General features: G+C 72.3%; 16 protein-coding genes and 1 other RNA gene. 12 read left to right on the top strand and 5 right to left on the bottom strand.

Annotation, left to right across the window (positions count from 1 at the left end; all coding sequences use genetic code 11):
- Positions 1 to 59 precede the first annotated feature (59 nt).
- The 4 genes from ACFZAT_RS28360 to ACFZAT_RS28345 all read right to left on the bottom strand — a co-directional run bounded on the left by ACFZAT_RS28360 (position 60) and on the right by ACFZAT_RS28345 (position 7,369).
- The gene (locus ACFZAT_RS28360) at positions 60 to 935 is read right to left on the bottom strand and encodes an ABC transporter permease subunit (protein ID WP_391268375.1); all 876 of its coding nucleotides are present in this window, start codon (positions 933 to 935) and stop codon (positions 60 to 62) included.
- Positions 932 to 2,218 carry an ABC transporter permease subunit gene (locus tag ACFZAT_RS28355; RefSeq protein ID WP_391268409.1) on the bottom strand — a complete coding sequence of 429 codons (1,287 nt, stop codon included), beginning with the start codon at positions 2,216 to 2,218 and terminating at the stop codon, positions 932 to 934. The genes ACFZAT_RS28360 and ACFZAT_RS28355 overlap by 4 nt, the downstream gene beginning before the upstream one ends.
- A 133-nt stretch (positions 2,219 to 2,351) precedes the next feature.
- The gene (locus ACFZAT_RS28350; RefSeq protein ID WP_391268374.1) at positions 2,352 to 3,722 is read right to left on the bottom strand and encodes an extracellular solute-binding protein; all 1,371 of its coding nucleotides are present in this window, start codon (positions 3,720 to 3,722) and stop codon (positions 2,352 to 2,354) included.
- A gap of 287 nt (positions 3,723 to 4,009) precedes the next feature.
- Positions 4,010 to 7,369 carry an FHA domain-containing protein gene (locus ACFZAT_RS28345; RefSeq protein ID WP_391268373.1) on the bottom strand — a complete coding sequence of 1,120 codons (3,360 nt, stop codon included), beginning with the start codon at positions 7,367 to 7,369 and terminating at the stop codon, positions 4,010 to 4,012.
- 389 nt (positions 7,370 to 7,758) lie between these two features.
- Here ACFZAT_RS28345 and ACFZAT_RS28340 point away from each other — a divergent pair, with 389 nt between their 5' ends.
- The 4 genes from ACFZAT_RS28340 to ACFZAT_RS28325 all read left to right on the top strand — a co-directional run bounded on the left by ACFZAT_RS28340 (position 7,759) and on the right by ACFZAT_RS28325 (position 12,742).
- Positions 7,759 to 9,408 carry a protein kinase gene (locus ACFZAT_RS28340; protein ID WP_391268372.1) on the top strand — a complete coding sequence of 550 codons (1,650 nt, stop codon included), beginning with the start codon at positions 7,759 to 7,761 and terminating at the stop codon, positions 9,406 to 9,408.
- 177 nt (positions 9,409 to 9,585) lie between these two features.
- A complete protein-coding gene (locus ACFZAT_RS28335) occupies positions 9,586 to 10,827 on the top strand; it encodes a protein kinase (protein WP_391268371.1) in 1,242 nt (413 codons plus the stop codon).
- A gap of 58 nt (positions 10,828 to 10,885) precedes the next feature.
- The gene (prfB, locus tag ACFZAT_RS28330) at positions 10,886 to 11,992 is read left to right on the top strand and encodes a peptide chain release factor 2 (protein ID WP_391268370.1); all 1,107 of its coding nucleotides are present in this window, start codon (positions 10,886 to 10,888) and stop codon (positions 11,990 to 11,992) included.
- 126 nt (positions 11,993 to 12,118) lie between these two features.
- Complete coding sequence (locus ACFZAT_RS28325; RefSeq protein ID WP_391268369.1) at positions 12,119 to 12,742, top strand: LPXTG cell wall anchor domain-containing protein; 624 nt, start codon at positions 12,119 to 12,121, stop codon at positions 12,740 to 12,742.
- Positions 12,743 to 12,759: 17 nt separating this feature from the next.
- Here ACFZAT_RS28325 and ACFZAT_RS28320 read toward each other — a convergent pair whose 3' ends face one another.
- Positions 12,760 to 12,957 (bottom strand): hypothetical protein, encoded by a 198-nt coding sequence (locus ACFZAT_RS28320; RefSeq protein WP_391268368.1) that lies wholly within the window; start codon positions 12,955 to 12,957, stop codon positions 12,760 to 12,762.
- Between the two features lie 267 nt (positions 12,958 to 13,224).
- Between ACFZAT_RS28320 and ftsE the strand changes: the two genes are divergently transcribed.
- The 8 genes from ftsE (at position 13,225) to ACFZAT_RS28280 (ending at position 21,175) form a co-directional block, all read left to right on the top strand.
- A complete protein-coding gene (gene ftsE / locus ACFZAT_RS28315; protein WP_026242629.1) occupies positions 13,225 to 13,914 on the top strand; it encodes a cell division ATP-binding protein FtsE in 690 nt (229 codons plus the stop codon).
- Between the two features lie 23 nt (positions 13,915 to 13,937).
- Complete coding sequence (gene ftsX / locus ACFZAT_RS28310) at positions 13,938 to 14,855, top strand: permease-like cell division protein FtsX (protein WP_391268367.1); 918 nt, start codon at positions 13,938 to 13,940, stop codon at positions 14,853 to 14,855.
- A 68-nt stretch (positions 14,856 to 14,923) separates the two neighbouring features.
- A complete protein-coding gene (locus tag ACFZAT_RS28305) occupies positions 14,924 to 16,111 on the top strand; it encodes a S41 family peptidase (protein ID WP_391268366.1) in 1,188 nt (395 codons plus the stop codon).
- Between the two features lie 18 nt (positions 16,112 to 16,129).
- Entirely contained in the window at positions 16,130 to 16,618 is a 489-nt protein-coding gene (gene smpB, locus ACFZAT_RS28300; protein WP_018100795.1) for an SsrA-binding protein SmpB, read from the top strand.
- 122 nt (positions 16,619 to 16,740) lie between these two features.
- Positions 16,741 to 17,128: a transfer-messenger RNA gene (gene ssrA, locus ACFZAT_RS28295) on the top strand.
- Between the two features lie 211 nt (positions 17,129 to 17,339).
- Positions 17,340 to 17,735, top strand: coding sequence for a hypothetical protein (locus ACFZAT_RS28290; protein WP_391268365.1), 396 nt, complete (start codon positions 17,340 to 17,342; stop codon positions 17,733 to 17,735).
- A gap of 72 nt (positions 17,736 to 17,807) precedes the next feature.
- Positions 17,808 to 19,934, top strand: a complete 2,127-nt coding sequence (locus ACFZAT_RS28285) for a glycosyltransferase (protein WP_391268408.1) — start codon at positions 17,808 to 17,810, stop codon at positions 19,932 to 19,934.
- Positions 19,931 to 21,175, top strand: a complete 1,245-nt coding sequence (locus ACFZAT_RS28280) for an acyltransferase family protein (RefSeq protein WP_391268364.1) — start codon at positions 19,931 to 19,933, stop codon at positions 21,173 to 21,175. Before ACFZAT_RS28285 ends, ACFZAT_RS28280 begins: the two co-directional genes overlap by 4 nt.
- The last annotated feature ends 40 nt before the right edge of the window (positions 21,176 to 21,215 follow it).

The raw sequence follows: 21,215 nt of genomic DNA, 5'->3' as shown, positions 1-21,215 counted from the left end.
ACACGGGTGCGGGGCACCCCCGCCGGCCGGCCGGAGTGCCCCGCTCTGTGACGTAACCGCTACTTGACCGCCCCCGCCATCACGCCGGAGACGAACTGGCGCTGGAAGGCGAAGAAGACCGCGAGCGGGATCACCATCGAGACGAAGGCGCCGGGCGCCAGCACGTCGATGTTGTTGCCGAACTGGCGCACCTGCTGCTGGAGCGCCACCGTGATCGGCGGCGACCCCGAGTCCGCGAAGATCAGCGCGACCAGCATGTCGTTCCAGACCCACAGGAACTGGAAGATCCCGAGCGAGGCGATGGCCGGACCGCCCAGCGGCATCACGACCCGGGTGAAGAGGCGTATCTCACCCGCCCCGTCCAGCCGCGCCGCCTCCAGGAGCTCCCGGGGGATCTCCGCGAAGAAGTTGCGCAGCAGGAAGATCGCGAACGGGAGCCCGAACGCGGTGTGGAAGAGGACCACACCGAGCGTCGTCTCGAAGATCCCGATCTCGCCGAACAGCTTCGACACCGGGATCAGCGCCACCTGCACGGGAACCACCAGCAACCCCACGACCAGCAGGAACCACCAGTCGCGGCCGGGGAAGTCCATCCAGGCGAAGGCGTATCCGGCGAGCGAGCCGATCACCACCACCAGGACCGTGGACGGCACGGTGATCATGATCGTGGAGAGCAGCGAGTCCGTGATCGCCGAATTGTCGAGCAGCCGGGAGTAGTTGTCGACGGTCAGCTCGGAGGGGGCGGTGAAGACCTGCCACCAGCCGGTCGACGCGATCTTGTCCGGTCCGCGCAGCGAGGACAGCAGCAGCCCGATCGTCGGCATCAGCCAGAACAGGGCCACCAGGACCAGGAAGACCCGCATCACGCCGCCGCCGGCCCGTGCCGCGATCCGCGCGGCCGGCGACCGGGTCGCCGTCGCCGAGGGTGTCGTCATCGGCGCCCCTCCTTCCGTATCCGCCTGATGTTGAAGAGCATCACCGGGATCACCAGCAGCAGCAGGAGTACGGCGATGGCGCTGCCGACCCCGAGGTCCGCGTCCGTGCCGAACGAGGACCGGTACAGCTGGAGCGCCAGTACGTTGGCGTCGTCCTGGGACGAACCCGGCGCGATGATGAACACCAGGTCGAAGACCTTCAGCACGTTGATCATCAGCGTGACCAGCACCACCGCGAGGACCGGCGCGAGCATCGGCACGGTGATCCGGCGGAACACCTGCCACTCGTTCGCCCCGTCCACCCGGGCCGCTTCGAGGAGTTCACGCGGCAGACCGGCCAGGCCCGCCGCGATCAGCACCATCGCGAAGCCCGCCCACATCCACACGTAACTCCCGATGATCCCGGGCGTCACGAGCGACGGGCCGAGCCAGTCCACGCCGTTGTACGGCTCCCTGAAGTTGGACGCGGGCAGCCGCAGTTCGGCGCCGTCCGCCGAGGCGGGCAGCGTGAACGTGCCGTCCGCCGCCGCCTTGGCGGTCGCGACCACCTCGCCGCCCTTGACGGCCTCCACCTTCAGGCCCCTGAGTCCGAGCTCCTTGGCGTCGATGACATTCGGTTTGCCGCCGCCGCCCTTGGTGAAGTCCAGCCACGCGGTGCCGGTGACCGCGCCGTCCCCGGCCGCCGCCGGGGCCTTCGCCGGTTTCGCGTCGCCGGGCATCTTCGCCGGGAGCACCCCGACCAGGGGCAGCAGGGCCGGCTGCCCGGCGTGCACGGTCGTCTTCGTCACGAAGGTCCCGCCGCCCGCCGCCTTCAGCGGGGCCACGGGCAGCGGATGCGCCTTCGGGAAGCCCGAGGACTCGGCGAACGTGTCGTGCACGCCCACCCACACCGCGTTGGCGACCCCGCGCTCCGGCGCCTGGTCGTACACGAGCCGGAAGATGATGCCCGCCGCCAGCATGGAGATCGCCATCGGCATGAAGACGACCAGCTTGAAGGCGGTGCCCCAGCGGATGCGCTCGGTCAGCACCGCGAAGATCAGCCCGAGCGCGGTGGAGACCGTGGGTGCGAACACCACCCAGATCGCGTTGTTCTTGACCGCCGTGAGGATGGTGTCGTCCGTGAACAGCGTCTTGTAGTTGTCGATGCCGGCGAAGCCCGTACCCGCCTGGTCGAAGAACGACCGGTAGACGGAGTACACGATCGGGTACACGACGAGCGCCCCGAGCAGCACCAGCGCCGGCAGCAGGAAGAGCCCCGCGATCACCCTGCGGGTGCCGGTCACGCTCCGGGGCGCGCGCCCCGGGGTGCCGGCCGGGGCGGCCTTCCTGGGGGCGGGCACCTTGGGCCCGCCGGACCGTTGCCTGTCGGCGGGGAGCGCCTCGTCGGCGCCCCCCGCTGCCGCTGTCGTCATGCCGTCAGCTCTTGTACGCCTTGGCCGCGTCGGACTCCAGCTTGGCTTGAGTCCCCGCGATGTCCTTCGGGTTCTTCAGGAAGTCCTGGAGGGTCTTCCACTCGCCCTTGCCGGGCGTCCCGCCGAACGACTGCGGCGCCTGGTCGGACATGTCGAACCGGACGGCGTCACCGGCCGCGATGAGCGCCTTCGCCATCGTGCGCTGCACGTCGTTCGGGTACGCGGCCGTGTCCAGGGCCTTGTTCGGCGAGATGAACCCGCCCTGCGAGGCCGCGATCTTCGCCGCGTCCGTGGAGGCGAGCCAGGTCAGCAGCGCCTGGGCGCCCTTGCCGTCCTTCAGCGCGACGGCCGCGTCGCCGCCGGTCACCACGGGCGACTCCGCGCCGACCGCGGGGAACGGGAAGACCTTGGCGTCCGTGCCGATCTTCGCCTTCGTCTGCGCGATGTTGACCCCGACGAAGTCGCCCTCGTAGACCATGGCCGCCTTGGGCTGGTCGCCGCCCGTGAAGGTCTGTGTGACCGACGCCGGGAACTCGGTCTGGAGCGCGCCGTCCGCGCCGCCCGCGATCAGGGACGGCTTGCCGAACAGCTGGGCGAGCGTGGTCAGCGCGTCCTTGACGGACGGGTCCGTCCACTTGATCTTGTGCTGGGCGAGCTGGTCGTACTTCTCCGGGCCGGCCTGCGACAGGTAGACGTTCTCGAACCAGTCGGTGAGCGTCCAGCCGTCCGCGCCGCCGACCGAGACCGGGGTGACGCCCGAGGCGGACACCGTCTCGGCGGTCGCCAGGAAGTCCTTCCAGGTCTTCGGCTCGCTCGCGCCCGCGTTCTCGAAGGCCTTGGTGTTGTACCAGACCAGCGACTTGTTGGCGGCCTTGAAATACACCCCGTACTGGGTGCCGTCGACGCGTCCGAGTTCCTGCCAGACGTCCGCGTAGTTCTTGCCGAGCTGGGCCCGCGCCTCGTTGCCGACCGGCTTGGCCCACTTCTTCGCCACGGCCTGCTGGATCGCGCCCACCTGCGGGATCATCGCGACGTCCGGCGGCTGTCCGCCCGCGATCTTCGTACCGAGGAAGTTGACGATCGGGTCCTGCGCCGGGACGAACGTCACCGTCGCGCCGGTCCGCTTCTCGAACTCCTTGAGGACCTTGACGAAGCTGGCCTGTTCCGGACCCGTCCAGACCGCTGCGACAGAGAGCTTCTCACCGTCCAGTTTCGGTAAAACGACACTCGGCGTGGAGCCCTTGCCCGTCGTGGAGCCGCCGTCGTCCGTCTTCTTGTCCCCGCCGTCACCGTCGCCGCCGCAGCCGGTGAGGGCCAGCGCGCCGATGGCGCTGAACACCACGGCCGCTCTGCGAATCCGAAGGGTTGTGCGCATTCCTGCCCCGTCTCTCTGTCCGCGTGCGCCCACCGGGCGCCGGATCGGGTCGGGAAGCCAGCGCTGCCGGTCGTGCGTCACGTCGTCGTGTGCGCACAGTCCTATGCCCGGCGTTCCGCTGTCGCAATACCGCCCTCGGCCTCAAATCCTTGATCGTGATGGCCTCGTGACGTCGGATCAGTGCCGGTATCCGGCCATTGGGGGACGATCGGGCCGCCCCGTTCCGGCCCCGGTCGGGGGCTATCGAGGGCGGCTCCGGTGCGACTCGTGCGGGCCCGGACGGGCTTTCAGGTGGACAGGGGCGCGAGGGGGAGTGCGTTCACCGAACGCGCCGCCCTTTCCAGGGCGCTGGCGAGCAGCGCGAGGTCCGTCGGCCCGTTGCCCAGCTCCCGGACCGGGCGGCGGGTCGGCGGGTCGCCCATCCGCTCCCACTCCAGCGGGACGACCGTCGGCCGCAGCGTGGCCGTACGCGGGATGCGGCCGGTCACCCTGCCGCCCTGGAACGGCGTCACCCGCCCGTCCGGATGCCCCAGCCGCCCCCGGCCCGGCGCCGGTTCGTCCGGCGAGGGCGGGACCGCGGGCGGATCGAGCACGATGCGCAGCCGCGCGCCGCGGGCCAGCTCCGTGTCCTCCGTGCGGTCGGGGCGGGCCGAGGCCGCGACCAGGTGGATGCCCAGCCGGCCGCCGTCCCGGGCCACCGCCTCCAGCGCCCGCACCACCGAACCGGCGGCCGGCCGGCCCGGGCTCCCGAGCGCCGGGGCTATGAGCGCGTCGTAGTCGTCCACGAGCACCACCAGCCGGGGGAGCGGGGAGGGGCCGGGGTCCACGGGGCGGCCCGCCCCCGGGCGCAGGCGCAGGGTGCCGCTGAGGGGAGCCTCGATGTCGCCGCGCTGTTCGGGGATCGGCGCGGCCGGGGGCGCGTCCTCGTGGCGGCTGTGCCACTCGGCGAAGTCGAGCTCGCCGAGCAGTTCGGCCCGCCGCTTCACCTCGCCGCCCAGTGCCTGGGCGAACTCCCGCATCCGGACCGGGTCCGAGGCCACCAGGTGCGTGAACGCGTGCGGCAGCTCCGTGCACGGACGCAGCGACTCGCCGCGTTCGCCGCCGGCCCCGTCGACCAGCACGATGCCCAGCCGGTCCGGCCGCGCGGCGGCCGCCAGCGACGCCGCGACGGCCCGCAGCAGCTCGGTACGCCCGCTGCCGCCGGGGCCCTCGACGAGCAGATGCGGCCCCTCGTCGGCGAGATCCACGCTCACCGGCCCGCGCGGCCCGGCCCCGAGCACGACGACGGGCCGCCCGGCATGGACGGCCGGCCGCGCGGCGGTCCGCGTAGCGGTCTGCGTCCCCCCGGCGGCGTCGCCGCGAGCGGCGACCTGGGGCGCGTCACCGAGGCGGGGACCGCTGACGCGGGGACGGGCGGGGTACGGGGTGCGGCCGGAGCCCGTCGTGGTGGTGTCGGGGTACGGGGTGCGGCCGGAGTCGCCCGTGCCCGTGCCGGGGTACGGGGTGCGGCCGGAGTCGCCCGCGCCCGTGCCGGGGTACGGGGTGCGGCCCGAGCCCGTCGTGGTGCTGTCCGGGTACGGCGTGCGCCCCGAATCGCCCGTGCCCGTCTCGGGGTACGAGGTGCGGCCCGAGCCCGCCGTCGTCGCGGACGGGTACGGCGTGCCGCCGGAGTCCGGGGCCTCCGCCGCCGTGCGCTGCGCGCCCACCCGGGGCGCCGCGCGGTCGTCCGCCGTGGACGCCCAGCGGGCCATCAGGGAGGCCGGGGTGGCACGGGCCAGGCCCAGCTCGTCCAGGAGGCGGGCGGACGGGGGGAGCGCCACCGGCACTTGGCGGCCCGGCAGCGCGGCCGAGCCCTCCGCGCGCAGGGGGGCCAGGGCCCGGGCGAACCGCTGCGCCCAGTGCGCCGACACCGCGTCCACGGATGCCACCGTGCCGTGGCCCGCCGCCCGGCCGCCCGCCGTGCGCAGCAGCCGCAGGGCCGTCGCCACGTCACCGCTGAGCATCCCGACCGCCCCGCACTCGCGGAAGGCGATCGACGCGTGGCACGCCGCCTCGTACGTCGCGGCGACCGGTGAGGTGGGCGTCGCGGCCGGGGTCTCGGCCAGACAGATCAGATGGATGCCCGCCGCCGCACCGGCCGCGGCCAGCCGGGCCGTGTTCTCGCGGAGGACCGCCGCGCCGGGGTCGCCGTCGAGGATCACCACCGTGAACGGGCCCTCGTGGCTCCGGGCGGCCTCGGCGACCGCGGCCGGGTCCTGGCTCGCCCAGCCGGGGCCGAGGGGCCCGTCGTCCAGCCGGCGGACCAGCTCGGCGGTGCGGGCGAGCGCCTGGTCCCGGTCGTACGCGAGGAGCAGCCGGCAGTCCTGGCCGTGCATCGGTCGCAGATGGGGCAGCCAGCCGAGCCAGGCCCACTCGCGCCGCCGCTCCTCCGTGGTCCGCGCCCGGTCCGTGCTGATCAGCACGATCTCCAGGTCGGCGGGGGAGTGCAGCGCAGCCAGCTGGGCCACGGCGGACCTGGCGAGCCCGGACAGTCGCTCCCGGGGCCCGGCGAGCCCCAGCGAACCGGCCTCGCGCAGGCTCACGGTCACCGGCACGGCCGGCAGGTCGGCCCGGTCGGTGGTGCCCAGCCGGACCACCAGCGCCTCCGGGTGCGCGGGGTCGCGCTCCCACAGCCGGGGGCCCGGGCCGAGCGCGGTCAGCAGGACGGCCGCCGGATCGGGCCAGGTGCCCTCGGGGGCCGTGGGCAGCGAGGCGAACGTGTCGGGGGCGGGCGGGAGCGGCTCGGCGGGGGCGCTCACCGGCTCGGGTTCGGTCCGGGCGCCCTTGAGCCGGCGGGCCCAGGCCCCTATGCCGCCGCGCCGGGGCGCCTCCTGCTCGGGGAAGCGGCCCGGGTGCCCGGCGGAGGACCCGGGCCGGGCCCCGGCCCCGGGATCGTCGGGCGCGGGCCGGTCGTGGTCGGGCCGGGCGGCCTCGGGCGAGGGGGCGGCCACAGCGGCCGGGACCCGGGCCACCCGGAGGTGGCCCTCGCCGTCCGGGGCCGTCGGCAGCGCGGGCGGACGCGCGCCCGGGGCGAGCCGGAGCGTGGACTCGCCGAGCCGCAGCAGCGCTCCCGGGGCCAGCCGGACCGGGCGGTCGTGGACCTCGGTCCCGTCCAGCGAGGTGCCGTTGGTGGAGCCCAGGTCCGACACCGTGACCCGGCCGTCCTCGGAGACCGTCACCTCGCAGTGCAGCCGGGAGACGTCCGGGTCGTCCAGCGGGACATCGGCCTCGGCCGAGCGGCCGACGCGGACCGTGCCGCCGTGCAGCAGATGGACCCCGCCCGCGTCGGGCCCTGCGACCACCTGGAGCTGGGCGGGCACCGCGGCGTCCGGGGTCTCGTCCTCGCCGGGCGCCTGGAGCGAGAGCACCGCGCCGTCGACCAGGGGCGGCTCGCCCAGGGCGCAGCGCTGCGCGTCCAGCCGCTCCCGGCCCGCGAAGAGCACCACCGCACCGCTGCCGAGGGAGCCGTCGGGACCGGCGACGGCCATGGCCAGGCCCGAGGCGACGGAGGCCAGCGCCGTCCCCGCGGGGGCGGTGACCAGCACGTCGCAGGCGCGCGCCGGGGTCTGGCCGCTGGGCGGCGCGAGGACGGTCAGCCGGATCTGCATCGCCGTCAGCGGTCCCTTCTGCGCGCGGTGCCGGCCGGGGGAACGCCCTGTGATTCCCCCCACCCGGCACGGACGCGTCGTCCGGTACAGGTTCGTCACGCACCGCGGGGCTCCCGACCCCGCAGTCGTGCTCCAGGCATCCTCGCACCTGCCACTGACAACACGCCCGACGGTCATCAGTTAGTGATCTTGAAACGCCTGCTGTGGCCCCAAAAAGTGCGCCATGACCGGTTTCCCGGCGCACGCCCTGGCAACCATCCGCCCCGGAAGGACGTCTTCCCCCGGTACCCGGACCCGGCCGGCCTTCCCCGTACAGCCTCTAGAGTGGGCCGGAAACTCCGGGGGTACCCGGGATCCCGATCCACCACGACCAGCAGGGAGCGCATGACGTGCGGCCGGTAGGCAGCAAGTACCTCCTGGAGGAGCCGCTGGGGCGCGGTGCCACGGGCACCGTCTGGCGCGCCAGCCAGCGCGAGGCGGCGGGCGCCGAGGCGGCCGTGGCCGGCCGGCCCGGCGAGACCGTGGCGATCAAGGTCCTCAAGGAGGAGCTGGCCAACGACGCGGACGTGGTGATGCGGTTCCTGCGGGAACGCTCCGTCCTGCTGCGGCTGACCCACCCCAACATCGTGCGCACCCGCGACCTCGTGGTCGAGGGCGACCTCCTCGCCCTCGTCATGGACCTGATCGACGGCCCCGATCTGCACCGCTACCTGCGCGACAACGGCCCGCTCACCCCGGTCGCCGCCGCGCTGCTCACCGCGCAGATCGCCGACGCGCTCGCCGCCAGCCACGCCGACGGCGTCGTGCACCGCGATCTCAAGCCCGCCAACGTGCTGCTCGCCGACCCCGACGGCGCGATGCGCCCGATGCTCACCGACTTCGGCATCGCGCGCCTCGCCGACTCGCCGGGCCTGACCCGGACCCACGAGTTCGTCGGCACCCCCGCCTATGTGGCACCGGAGTCCGCCGAGGGCCGCCCGCAGACCTCCGCCGTCGACATCTACGGCGCCGGCATCCTCCTGTACGAGCTGGTCACCGGCCGCCCGCCGTTCGCCGGCGGCACCGCGCTCGAAGTCCTGCACCGGCACCTCAGCGAGGAGCCGCGCCGCCCCAGCACCGTCCCCGAGCCCCTGTGGACGGTCATAGAGCGCTGCCTGAGCAAGGACCCGGACCGCAGGCCGAGCGCGGAGAACCTGGCCCGTGCCCTGCGTACCGTCGCCGAGGGCATCGGGGTGCACGCGAGCGCCGCGCAGATCGCCGCCGCCGACGGGGTCGCCGCCCTGCTCGCGCCCGACCCGGCGCCCACCGCCGTACCCGAGATCCCCGGCGCCGCCGACCCGACGCAGGTGCTGCCCAGCAACGCCGGCTCGTACGACCCGAACGGGGTCACCAGCGTCCTGCCGCACAGCGGCGGACCCGGCGGCGGCTCCCAGGCCGACCCGACCGCCGTCCTGCCGCCCGTGCCGCCGCGCCCCGCCGGCGATCCGCGCCCCGAGGACCCGCACCCCTGGCAGTCCCAGCTCCGGGCCGCCCGCGACCGCAACGAGCAGACCCAGGTCCAGTACCTCGACCCGAGCGAGGACCCGCTGCGCCGCCGCCCGCAGCGCCGGCAGCAGCAGCCCCCGCAGCAGCCGCGCGACCGGCAGCAGGGCTACCAGCAGCCCCAGGGCCGCCAGCAGCAGCAGTACGGGCAGCAGCAGTACCAGCCGCAACCGCAGCAGCAGCACCAGCCGCCGCAGCGCCAGCAGTACCAGCCCCAGCCGCAGTCGTACGCGCCCCCGCAGCAGCCCCAGCAGCCGCAGCGCGCGCCCCGCGAGCCGAGGCGGCGCAGCGCCAACCCGATGAAGATCCCCGGGCTCGGCTGCCTCAAGGGCTGCCTGTTCACCCTGGTGCTGCTCTTCGTGGCGAGCTGGCTGATCTGGGAACTGACCCCGCTCAAGGACTGGATCGGACAGGGCCAGAGCTACTGGCACGCGATCACCGACGCCGTCTCCACGGTGAAGGACTGGATCTCCGACCTGGGCGGCAGCGGCGGCTGACCGCGCCCGGAGGCGCACAACTCTGTAGCTATATCGACTTCCGCGGGCCAATTCCGAGGCAATTCGCCCGCAGAAGCGAAGGTTGGCGCCAACCGCGGCACGCGGGCCCCCGATCGACGCGTAACTTTGTCGACCGGGGGTTGTTGGGGTCCATCGCCAGCCGCTGAGGGAGCAGTCTTGGCACGGAAAATCGGCAGCCGGTACACCGCCCACCAGATACTGGGGCGCGGCAGCGCCGGCACGGTGTGGCTCGGGGACGGCCCCGAGGGCCCCGTGGCCATCAAACTGCTCCGCGAGGACCTGGCGTCCGACCAGGAGCTCGTCGGCCGGTTCGTCCAGGAGCGCACCGCGCTTCTCGGCCTCGATCATCCGCACGTCGTCGCGGTCCGCGACCTCGTGGTGGACGGCAACGACCTCGCCCTCGTCATGGACCTGGTCCGGGGCACCGATCTGCGCACCCGGCTCGACCGCGAACGCCGGCTGGCCCCCGAGGCCGCCGTGGCCGTCGTCGCGGACGTCGCCGACGGCCTGGCCGCCGCGCACGCCGCCGGGATCGTCCACCGCGACGTCAAGCCCGAGAACATCCTGCTGGACATGGAGGGGCCGCTCGGTCCCGGCAACGCGCACCCCGCGCTGCTCACCGACTTCGGCGTCGCCAAGCTCATCGACACCCCGCGCCGGACCCGGACCACCAAGATCATCGGCACCCCGGACTACCTGGCCCCCGAGATCGTCGAGGGCCTGCCGCCGCGCGCCGCCGTCGACATCTACGCCCTGGCCACGGTGTTGTACGAGCTCCTCGCGGGCTTCACGCCGTTCGGCGGCGGCCACCCCGGCGCCGTCCTGCGCCGCCACGTCACGGAGACCGTCGTCCCGCTCCCCGGCATCCCCGACGAGCTCTGGCAGCTGCTCGTCCAGTGCCTGGCCAAGGCCCCCGCCTCCCGGCTGCGCGCCTCGGAGCTGGCCGCCCGGCTGCGCGAGCAGCTGCCGCACCTGGCCGGCATCCCGCCCCTGGACGTGGACGAGCCGGACGAGGAGCCGGAGGCCCCGCAGGGCTACGACGAGCAGCAGTACACCCCGGCCGGCGACGAGCCCCGCAGGCGCGGCGCGGTCCCGCTGGTACCCGGCTCCACCCCGGACTCCAACCGCGACACCCACACGAGCATGCGCGTCCCGGCCCCCGACGAGCTGTCCGGCGGCCCCCGGGGCACCGCCCGCGCCCCGCGCGCCCCCGGCCGGCCCCGCCCCGGCTCGGCCCGCAACAAGGCGGCGGCCGTCCGCAAGCGCCGCCTGACCCTGGGGGCCGCGGCCCTCGTCCTGGTCGCCGGGATCGGCGCGGCCGGCTGGCTCGCCCTGGGCGGCGACGAGGCGGACCCGGGCCCCCAGGACACCAGGAACTCGGCCCCGGCGACCCCCTAGGGGGCGGCGATCCGGCGGCCCGAGGAACGTACGTGCCGACAGCCGTTACGCTGGACCCGTGGCAGTCGTCGATATTTCCGAAGAGCTGAAGTCCCTCTCCTCGACCATGGGGTCGATCGAGGCCGTCCTGGACCTGGATGCGCTGAGGGGGGACATCGCCGTGCTCGAGGAGCAGGCGGCCGCCCCGTCCCTGTGGGACGACCCCGAGGCGGCGCAGAAGATCACCAGCAAGCTTTCCCACCTCCAGGCCGAGGTCCGCAAGGCCGAGGGCCTGCGCGGCCGGATCGACGACCTCGAAGTCCTCTTCGAGCTCGCCGAGGCCGAGGGCGACGCCGACGCGCTCGCCGAGGCGGAGGCCGAGCTGGAGTCCGTCCGCAAGGCGCTGGACGAGATGGAGGTCCGCACCCTCCTCTCCGGCGAGTACGACGCCCGGGAGGCGCTGGTCACCATCCGCGCCGAGGCCGGCGGCGTCGACGCGGCGGACTTCGCCGAGCGGCTGCAGCGGATGTACCTGCGCTGGGCCGAGCGGCACAACTACAAGACCGAGGTCTACGAGACCGCGTACGCCGAAGAGGCCGGCATCAAGTCGACCACCTTCGCCGTCGAGGTGCCGTACGCCTACGGCACGCTCTCCGTCGAGCAGGGCACCCACCGCCTGGTGCGCGTCTCGCCCTTCGACAACCAGGGCCGCCGCCAGACCTCCTTCGCGGGCGTCGAGGTGCTGCCCGTGGTCGAGCAGACGGACCACGTCGAGATCGACGAGTCCGACCTGCGCGTCGACGTGTACCGCTCCTCCGGCCCCGGCGGCCAGGGCGTCAACACCACGGACTCCGCGGTGCGCCTGACCCACCTGCCGACCGGCATCGTCGTCTCCTGCCAGAACGAGCGCTCGCAGATCCAGAACAAGGCGTCCGCGATGAACGTGCTCCAGGCGAAGCTCCTTGAGCGCCGCCGCCAGGAGGAGCAGGCCAAGATGAACGCCCTCAAGGGCGACGGCGGCAACTCCTGGGGCAACCAGATGCGCTCCTACGTCCTGCACCCGTACCAGATGGTCAAGGACCTGCGGACGGAGTTCGAGATGGGCAACCCGGAAGCGGTCTTCAACGGCGAGATCGACGGCTTCATCGAGGCCGGAATCCGCTGGCGCAAGCAGAACGAGAAGTAGTCCGAGAATCGCCGCAACTCCCCCTGGAACTAGGCGCATTGGCCCGCAACGGCCTTGACGTTCCCGGTGCACCCGGCGAGGGTGCATGGGCAGCCTGACGAGAACGTCTCCAGGGGGTGGCGGTACATGACGAAGAAGACGCGCTTACGCGTCGCGCGGACGGCGGCGGGCGCGGTGATCGTCGCCGGCGCTTCGCTGACCGCCGCGGGCGCGGCCCAGGCCGCCGGCATCGGGGTCGACGCCGCGGGCGTGGAGACCGGCGTGCGGCCCACCGCCGAGCCGGGGGCCGAGGACCCGGGCGACGACGGCGACCCGTGCAGCCCGCTCGACCCGCGCTGCGAGCCGCCGGAGCCTTCGGCCACCCCGCCGCACCACTCCGCCCCGCCGACCGGCCCCGCGCGGCCGAGCGAGCCGCCCACGACCCCGCAGAGCCCGCCCCCGACGCCCGCGAAGCCCTCGGCCACACCGACGCAGACCCCGACGAGGTCCGCGGACCCGGGCAAGGGGCCGAGCGGCAGGGGCGGCGGCGTGGGGCAGATCGGGGTCTCGGGCGGCGGTGGCAGCACCGACAACACCGACACCGACTCGGTCGGCAGTCAGCCCGTCGAACAGGGCCGGGGCAAGGACGAACTCGCCGAGACCGGCGCGGGCGAGACCGCGTTCCTGCTGGCCGGCGCCGCGACGATGATCGCCGGGGGCGTCGGCTTCCGCGTCCTGCCGCGCCTCGTGCGCAGCCGCACGGCCCGCTAGGGCCTGTCCGGCGCTCGCTACACGGTCTGGTGGGCCAGGAGGGCAAGGACGGTCAGGAGGACCACGAGGAGCACGGCCAGCGTCGCCGGGCTGATCCCGGCGAAGGGTCCCTGCTCCTGCTCCCGCATCCGCTCGCGGCTCGCCCGGCACACGGGGCAGCGACCCTCGGTGACGGGCGCCGCGCAGTTCGCGCACACCAGTCGGTCGTAGGTCATGCGCTTTCCTCCTCCCGCGCGGCGGAGCCGCACAAGCCATCTCTCCGCACAACGCTCACGGAAACGCGACCGTTCCCCTACCACTGTGCCAGCTCGTGGCCCAATCGGCCCGCCCCGCCGGCACACCCGGGGCCCTTCCCCGTCGCGCCGCCCCGGAATCGGGGCCGTTTCACCGTAAATCACCCATCCCGGTATGCGTGCCTGCACGGCTCAGCCCGGTTCGCGTATGGTCACGCTCACCTACTCCCGGCCGACCGTGGTGCACCCGTGATCCGATTCGACAACGTCTCCAAGACCTACCCGAAGCAGAGCCGTCCCGCTCTCCGGGATGTGTCGCTCGACATCGAGAAGGGCGAGTTCGTCTTCCTGGTCGGCTCGTCCGGCTCCGGCAAGTCCACCTTCATGCGGCTCATCCTGCGCGAGGAGCGCGCCAGCACGGGCGCCGTCCACGTCCTGGGCAAGGACCTCGCGCGCATGTCCAACTGGAAGGTGCCGCACATGCGCCGCCAGCTGGGCACCGTCTTCCAGGACTTCCGTCTCCTGCCCAACAAGACCGTCGCGCAGAACGTGGCGTTCGCCCAGGAAGTGATCGGCAAGCCGCGCGGCGAGATCCGCAAGGCCGTGCCGCAGGTCCTCGACCTCGTCGGTCTCGGCGGCAAGGAGGACCGGATGCCCGGCGAGCTGTCCGGTGGTGAGCAGCAGCGCGTGGCGATCGCGCGGGCCTTCGTCAACCGGCCCATGCTGCTGATCGCGGACGAGCCGACCGGCAACCTCGACCCGCAGACCTCCGTCGGCATCATGAAGCTGCTGGACCGGATCAACCGGACCGGCACCACCGTGATCATGGCGACCCACGACCAGAACATCGTCGACCAGATGCGCAAACGCGTCATCGAGCTCGAGAAGGGCCGTCTCGTGCGCGACCAGGCGCGCGGCGTCTACGGCTACCAGCACTGAGCACCCAGCACTGAAAGGACGCCATGCGCGCCCAGTTCGTCCTGTCGGAGATCGGCGTCGGCCTCCGTCGCAACCTCACGATGACCTTCGCCGTCGTCGTCTCCGTCGCCCTCTCGCTCGCCCTGTTCGGCGGCGCGCTGCTCATGCGCGAGCAGGTCAGCACGATGAAGGACTACTGGTACGACAAGGTCAACGTCTCCATCTACCTCTGCGGCAAGGGCGACGCGGAGACGGTGGTCCAGTGCGCCAAGGGTGCGGTCACCAAGCAGCAGAAGGACCAGATCGAGAGCGATCTGAACAAGATGGACGTCGTGGAGAAGGTGATCTACGAGTCCAGCGACGAGGCGTACAAGCACTACCAGGACGAGTTCGGCGACTCCCCGATGGCCGGCAACATCACGCCGGACCAGATGCCGGAGTCCTTCCGGGTCAAGCTGAAGGACCCCACCAAGTACAAGGTCGTCGCGACCGCCTTCGCCGGGCGGGACGGGGTCCAGTCGGTCCAGGACCAGAGAAGCATTCTGGACAACCTCTTCGGACTGATGAACGGCATGAACGTCGCCGCGCTGTTCGTGATGGCGCTGATGCTCGTCATCGCGCTGATGCTGATCGTCAACACGGTGCGCGTCTCGGCGTTCAGCCGGCGCCGGGAGACCGGCATCATGCGGCTCGTCGGCGCCTCCGGTTTCTACATCCAGGCCCCGTTCATCATGGAGGCCGCCTTCGCCGGTCTGATCGGCGGTGTGCTGGCCTGCGTCATGCTGCTGGCCGGGCGCTACTTCCTGATCGACGGCGGTCTCGCGCTCAAGGACAAGCTGAATCTGATCGACTTCATCGGTTGGGACGCGGTCCTCACCAAGCTGCCGCTGGTGCTGGCGATCGGCCTGCTGATGCCCGCCGTTGCCGCCCTCTTCGCCCTGCGCAAGTACCTGAAGGTGTGATGTGCGCCCTGTGAGGCGCACGCCCAACGTCCCGTGCGCCTGTGGGCCGTTGTCCTAGAATCGGCGCCATGTCGGACCCCGAATGTCGCGTCGGGCCCCGCGGTCTGCGCCGCGGGGCGGCCCTGACGCTGGTCTTCGCCGGCGTCCTCGCCACCGGGGCCGCGACCGGCGCACTGCCCCACGGCCAGGCGCAGGAACCCCCGGTGCATCCCCGGTCCGTGGCCGCCACCGCCGACCGCGACGAGGTCGCGGCGGCCGCGGCCGACGCGGTCGCCGACGGCAAGTCCGGTACGGAGGCGGCCGAGGAGGTCGTCAGCCGCAGCGGCGACCGCTGGGGCGCGGTCTACGACCAGCGCGAGTACGAGGAGTTCGAGGACGCCCTCGGCGGCACGTACACCGGGGTCGGCCTGGCCGCCCGGCGCTCCGCCGACGGCCAGGTCGCCGTCGCCCGCGTCCAGCCCGGCAGCCCCGCCGACCGCGCGGGCATCCGCTCGGGCGACCTGCTCCGCACCGTGGACGGCCGCCGCGTCGACCGGCTGCCCGTCTCCGACGTGGTGTCCCTGCTGCGCGGCGACCGCGCCGGAGCGAAGGCCGGGAGCACGGTCAGCCTCGGCGTCCGCCGGGGGACCGCCAGCCGGACCGAGACGCTGCGCCGGGCCCGGCTCACCGTCGAGTCGGTCACCGTGCGGCGGATCGGGGCGCAGCGCTCGGGCCCGTCCGGGGCGGTGCGCATCGCGGTCGCCTCGTTCACGAAGGGCTCCGGGGCCGCCGTGCGCGACGCGGTCCGGGACGCGCCCGCGGGCGCCGGGGTGCTGCTGGACCTGCGGGGCAATCCGGGCGGCCTGGTCACCGAGGCGGTCACCGCGGCCTCCGCCTTCCTGGACGGCGGCCTGGTCGCCACGTACGACGTGCACGGAGAGCAGCACGCCCTGTACGCGCGGTCGGGCGGGGACACCGGGCGCCCCGTCGTCGTGCTGGTCGACGGGGGGACGATGAGCGCGGCCGAGCTGGTGACGGGGGCGCTCCAGGACCGGGGCCGGGCGGTGACGGTCGGCTCGCGGACCTTCGGCAAGGGCTCGGTGCAGATGCCGAGCAAGCTGGCGGGCGGCTCGGTGGCCGAGCTGACCGTGGGCCACTACCGGACACCGGCGGGCCACGGGGTCGACGGCAAGGGCATCACACCGGACCTCGCGGTGAGCTCCCGGGCCCAGGAACGGGCCGAGACGGTATTGAGTGGCCTCGGGGGCGGGTCGTAGTGCGAAAATGGCCGCACTATGGCTAAGGAAAAGGACACCGGGCGCAAGCTCATCGCGCAGAACAAGAAGGCGCGCCACGACTACACCATCCTCGACACCTACGAGTGCGGGCTCGTGCTCATGGGGACCGAGGTCAAATCGCTCCGCATGGGCCGGGCGTCCCTGGTCGACGGCTTCGTCCAGATCGACGGCGGCGAGGCGTGGCTGCACAACATCCACGTCCCGGAGTACGTCCAGGGCACCTGGACCAACCACTCCGCCAAGCGCAAGCGCAAGCTGCTGATGCACCGGGCCGAGATCGACAAGCTGGAGTCGAAGTCGCAGGAGACCGGCCACACCATCGTGCCGCTCTCGCTGTACTTCCTGAACGGCCGGGTCAAGGCCGAGATCGCACTCGCGAAGGGCAAGAAGGAGTACGACAAGCGGCAGACGCTGCGCGAGAAGCAGGACACCAGGGAGACGAACCGCGCGATCGCGGCGGCCCGCCGCCGTCAGCGGAGCGCCTGATCCGGACCCGGCACCCGCCGCCGGCCCCTCCGGCAGGAATACGCTGGCATCGTCGTGCGTTGGTCACGTACGATGGCAACGCACCCCACGGAGGGTGTGGCACCACCTTGAAAAAACAACATGGGGATGATCGGTTTCGACAGCGGATGTCGAAGCAGGGGAAGCGAGTCGAGGAAGCGGCAATGATCTCGTAAACCATATGTCGCAACCAATAATCGCCAATTCCAAGCGCGATTCCTCCGCCTTCGCCCTCGCTGCCTAATTAGCAGCTAAGCGAAGACTCTGCGGAGTGTCAGCCCGGGGGTGATCCCGACCCGGATCCTGGCATCATCAAGGGATCTAAACTTCTGAGTCCGGTCACGGGTCTCAGAAGGAAATCAAACAGTGACTGGGCCTGTCGGAGGCTTGTCCGCGTGACCTCCGAGGCCGAGAAAAGCGTAGCGGACTGCACTCGGAGAAGCCCTGGTTCCGCACCGTTGGACGCGGGTTCGATTCCCGCCATCTCCACAAATTCCCATGTGGGCGAGGACCCCGCTGCCACCCGGCAGCGGGGTCCTCGTCGTTTCCGCGTCCGGGTGTGCCGGGAGGCTCGGCGTGCGCTACATTCATGGACCGGGTGCACCGTGGTAGGGGGCGCGTGGACAGGGTGGGGGCCCGTCCGGCGGCACACAACCGGTCAGTTGCGCGCACCCGATCCTGAGTGGGGGAAGTGCGTACACCAGTGGAAACTTGGCGTGAAGGTGCCCATGCGGGGCACACACACGAGCCGAACGAAGTCACCATCCAGCTGGACGGAATCGGACGGCAGCTCTCCGAGCTGCTACCGGAACCATCCGCTCCGGACGACTCCGACGGCCCCGTCTTCGTGGACGAGAGCGGCCGGCGCGGCAAGACGCTGCGCCGCCTCGGCTGGGTCCTGGCAGCGGTCTTCGTCTGTTACGCGACGACCCTGGTCGTCGCCATGCTCGGCGGCAACTCCACCGCCCCCGTACTCCCGCTGACCGGTCAGGAACAGCAGGTCACGGACACCACCGGGAACAGAACGACGGCCCCGGACGCCGGACTTCCCACCGGCGGGTCCCCGGACCCCGCGCAAGAACAAGAAGGCGCCAACTAGATGACCACCCCTGCCCCCCGGGGCAGGCGCAACTCCCACAGGAAGAAGCAGACCCGCCGGCGCAGACTTCCCATGCGCTACATGCTGCCGCTCCTGTTTCTCGTTGCCCTGCTCGCCATGCTGATGCTGCGTGGCTACGTGCACAGCGAAATCCTGGCCGACCACCGCATCCGGCCCCCCGTCGCGACCGACCGGGTGCCCGAGCAGGTGCTGGAGGGCGGACCGGTCATCGACGCCCGCTCCACCACCGAGCCCGCGAAGACCCTGCGCATCCCGGACCACCGGATCGTGCTGACCTTCGACGACGGGCCGGACCCGGAGTGGACGCCCAAGGTGCTGGACGAGCTGAAGAAGTACGACGCCCATGCCGTCTTCTTCGTCACCGGCACCATGGCCTCGCGCTACCCGGAGCTGGTCGAGCGCATGGTCAGGGAGGGGCACGAGGTCGGGCTGCACACCTTCAACCACCCCGATCTCTCCTACCAGTCCACCAGCCGCATCGACTGGGAGCTCTCCCAGAACCAGCTGGTCCTGGCCGGTGCGGCGGGCATCCGCACCTCGCTCTTCCGGCCGCCCTACTCCTCGTTCGCCGACGCCATGGACAACAAGTCCTGGCCGGTCACGCAGTACATCGGCAGCCGCGGCTACCTCACCGTCGTCAACAACACGGACAGTGAGGACTGGAAGCGGCCGGGCGTCAAGGCGATCATCGACCGGGCCACGCCCAAGCACGGCAAGGGCGCGGTCATCCTGATGCACGACTCCGGGGGGAACCGGTCCCAGACCGTCACCGCCCTGGGCAAGTTCCTCCCCGAGATGCAGAAGCGGGGCTACGACTTCGCCAACCTCACCGACGCGCTCGGCGCCCCCAGCGCGCACTCCCCGGTCACCGGCTTCGACCTGTGGAAGGGCAAGGCGTTCGTCTGGGCGGTGGGCGTCTCGGAGCACATCACCGATGTGATGGTGGCCGGGCTCGCCGTGATCGGGGTGCTGGTCTTCGCCCGCTTCGGGCTGATGCTGGTGCTGTCCTTCGTCCACGCCCGCCGGGTCCGCGGCCGCGGCTTCCGCTGGGGCGAACCCGTCACCCGCACGGTGACCGTCCTGGTGCCCGCGTACAACGAGAAGAAGTGCATCGCGAACACGGTGCGCTCGCTCCTGGCAAGTGACTATCCGGTCGAAGTCATCGTGATCGACGACGGCTCCACGGACGGCACCGCGGACATCGTCCAGCGGATGCGGCTGCCCAACGTCCGGGTGGTCCGCCAGCGCAACGCGGGCAAGCCCGCCGCCCTGAACAACGGCATCCGGCACGCCCGCAACGACATCATCGTGATGATGGACGGCGACACGGTCTTCGAACCGACCACCGTCCGCGAACTGGTGCAGCCCTTCGGCGACCCGCGCGTCGGGGCCGTCGCCGGCAACGCCAAGGTCGGCAACCGCGACTCGCTGATCGGCGCCTGGCAGCACATCGAGTACGTGATGGGCTTCAACCTCGACCGCCGCATGTACGACGTGCTGCGCTGCATGCCCACCATCCCCGGCGCGGTCGGGGCCTTCCGGCGCGAGGCGCTGGAGCGGGTCGGCGGCGTCAGCGAGGACACCCTCGCCGAGGACACCGACGTCACCATGGCCCTCCACCGGGACGGCTGGCGCGTCGTCTACGCGGAGAACGCCCGCGCCTGGACCGAGGCGCCGGAGACCGTGCAGCAGCTCTGGTCGCAGCGCTACCGCTGGTCGTACGGCACCATGCAGGCGATCTGGAAGCACCGCAGGGCGGTCATCGAGCGCGGGCCCTCGGGCCGGTTCGGGCGCGTCGGACTGCCGTTCGTCTCACTGTTCATGGTCGTCGCCCCGCTGCTCGCCCCGCTCATCGACGTCTTCCTGCTGTACGGGCTCGTGTTCGGGCCCACCGAGAAGACCGTCGGCGCGTGGCTCGGCGTCCTCGCGGTCCAGCTCGTGTGTGCCGCGTACGCCTTCCGGCTCGACCGGGAGCGCATGACCCATCTGCTCTCGCTGCCCCTCCAGCAGGTCCTGTACCGGCAGCTCATGTACGTGGTGCTGCTCCAGTCCTGGATCACCGCTCTCACCGGCGGCCGGCTGCGCTGGCAGAAGCTGCGGCGTACGGGAGTCGTCGAGGCGCCCGGCGCGATGCCGTCCCAGCGGGCGCGCACCCAGGACCGGAGGCCCGTCGCATGACGCATCCCCAGCAGTCGTACGGAGAGCCGCACGCGGACGAGCGGACCATGGCGCTGCGCGTGGTGCTGCCCTCGCCCACCCCCGGGCCCGCCCCGGCCGAGGCTCCGGCCCCCGCGCCCGCCAAGGCCGGCCGGGACCGCTATCTCGACCTGCTGCGGGCCGTCGCGCTCGTCCGGGTCGTCGTCTTCCACCTCTTCGGCTGGGCCTGGCTGACCGTCGTCTTCCCGTCCATGGGCGTCATGTTCGCCCTGGCCGGATCGCTGATGGCCCGCTCGCTGGCCCGGCCCGCCTGGAGCGTGATCCGGAGCCGCGTCCGCAGGCTGCTGCCGCCCATGTGGGCGTTCGCCGCAGTCGTCGTGCCCGTGGTCTTCGCGCTCGGCTGGAAGCCGGTGCGCGAGGAGGGCATCTGGTGGTTCCTCAAGCTGGGCTGCTACATCCTGCCGATCGGCACCCCGCCCTTCCCCTGGGAGAACGGCTCCGAGGGCGGCTGGCTGGAGACCTCCTGGGCCGAGCAGGGCATCGGGCCGCTCTGGTACATCCGCGCCTACCTGTGGTTCGTCCTGGCCTCCCCGCTGCTGCTCAAGGCGTTCCGGAAGCTGCCCTGGGTCACGCTGCTCGCCCCGGTCGGGCTCACCGCCGTCATCGGCACCGGTCTGGTCACCGTGCCCGGCGCGACCGGTGAGGGCCTGGTGGACTTCGCGGTGTTCGGCTCCTGCTGGATCCTCGGCTTCGCCCACCACGACGGGCTGCTGAAGACCGTCCCCCGCTACCTCGCCGTCTCGCTGGCCGCGATGCTGATGGCCTTCGCGCTGTGGTGGGGCGCCCACCACCTCACCGAGGAGGGCTGGAACCTGGACGAGATCCCGCTCGCCCAGGCCACCTGGTCGCTCGGGTTCTGCATGATCCTGCTCCAGTACGCCCCCTCCTGGCGGGAGCTGCCGGGCCGGCTGGCGGGCTGGGACAGCCTGGTCACCCTCGCCAACAACCGGGCGGTGACCATCTATCTGTGGCACAACATGCTGCTGATGGCCACCTTCCCGGTCATCGACCTGCTCTGGGACGTGCCCTGGGTCGGCGACCACCTCGGCACGTACATCGACCGCGCGGACAACGCCCTGGCGCTGATCATCGTCTGGCCGCTCATCGGGCTGATGATCCTCGCCGTCGGCTGGGTCGAGGACCTCGCCGCCGGACGCCGCCCGAGGCTCTGGCCCAACGGCACCGCCCGCGCCCGTACATGACCGTGCGCTCACCGGGCGGCCCGCGGCCCGGTGAGAGCAA

It is taken from the genome of Streptomyces sp. NPDC008163 (assembly GCF_042956885.1).
Classification (GTDB): domain Bacteria; phylum Actinomycetota; class Actinomycetes; order Streptomycetales; family Streptomycetaceae; genus Streptomyces; species Streptomyces drozdowiczii_A.
This window is presented reverse-complemented; position numbering and strand designations above follow the sequence as displayed.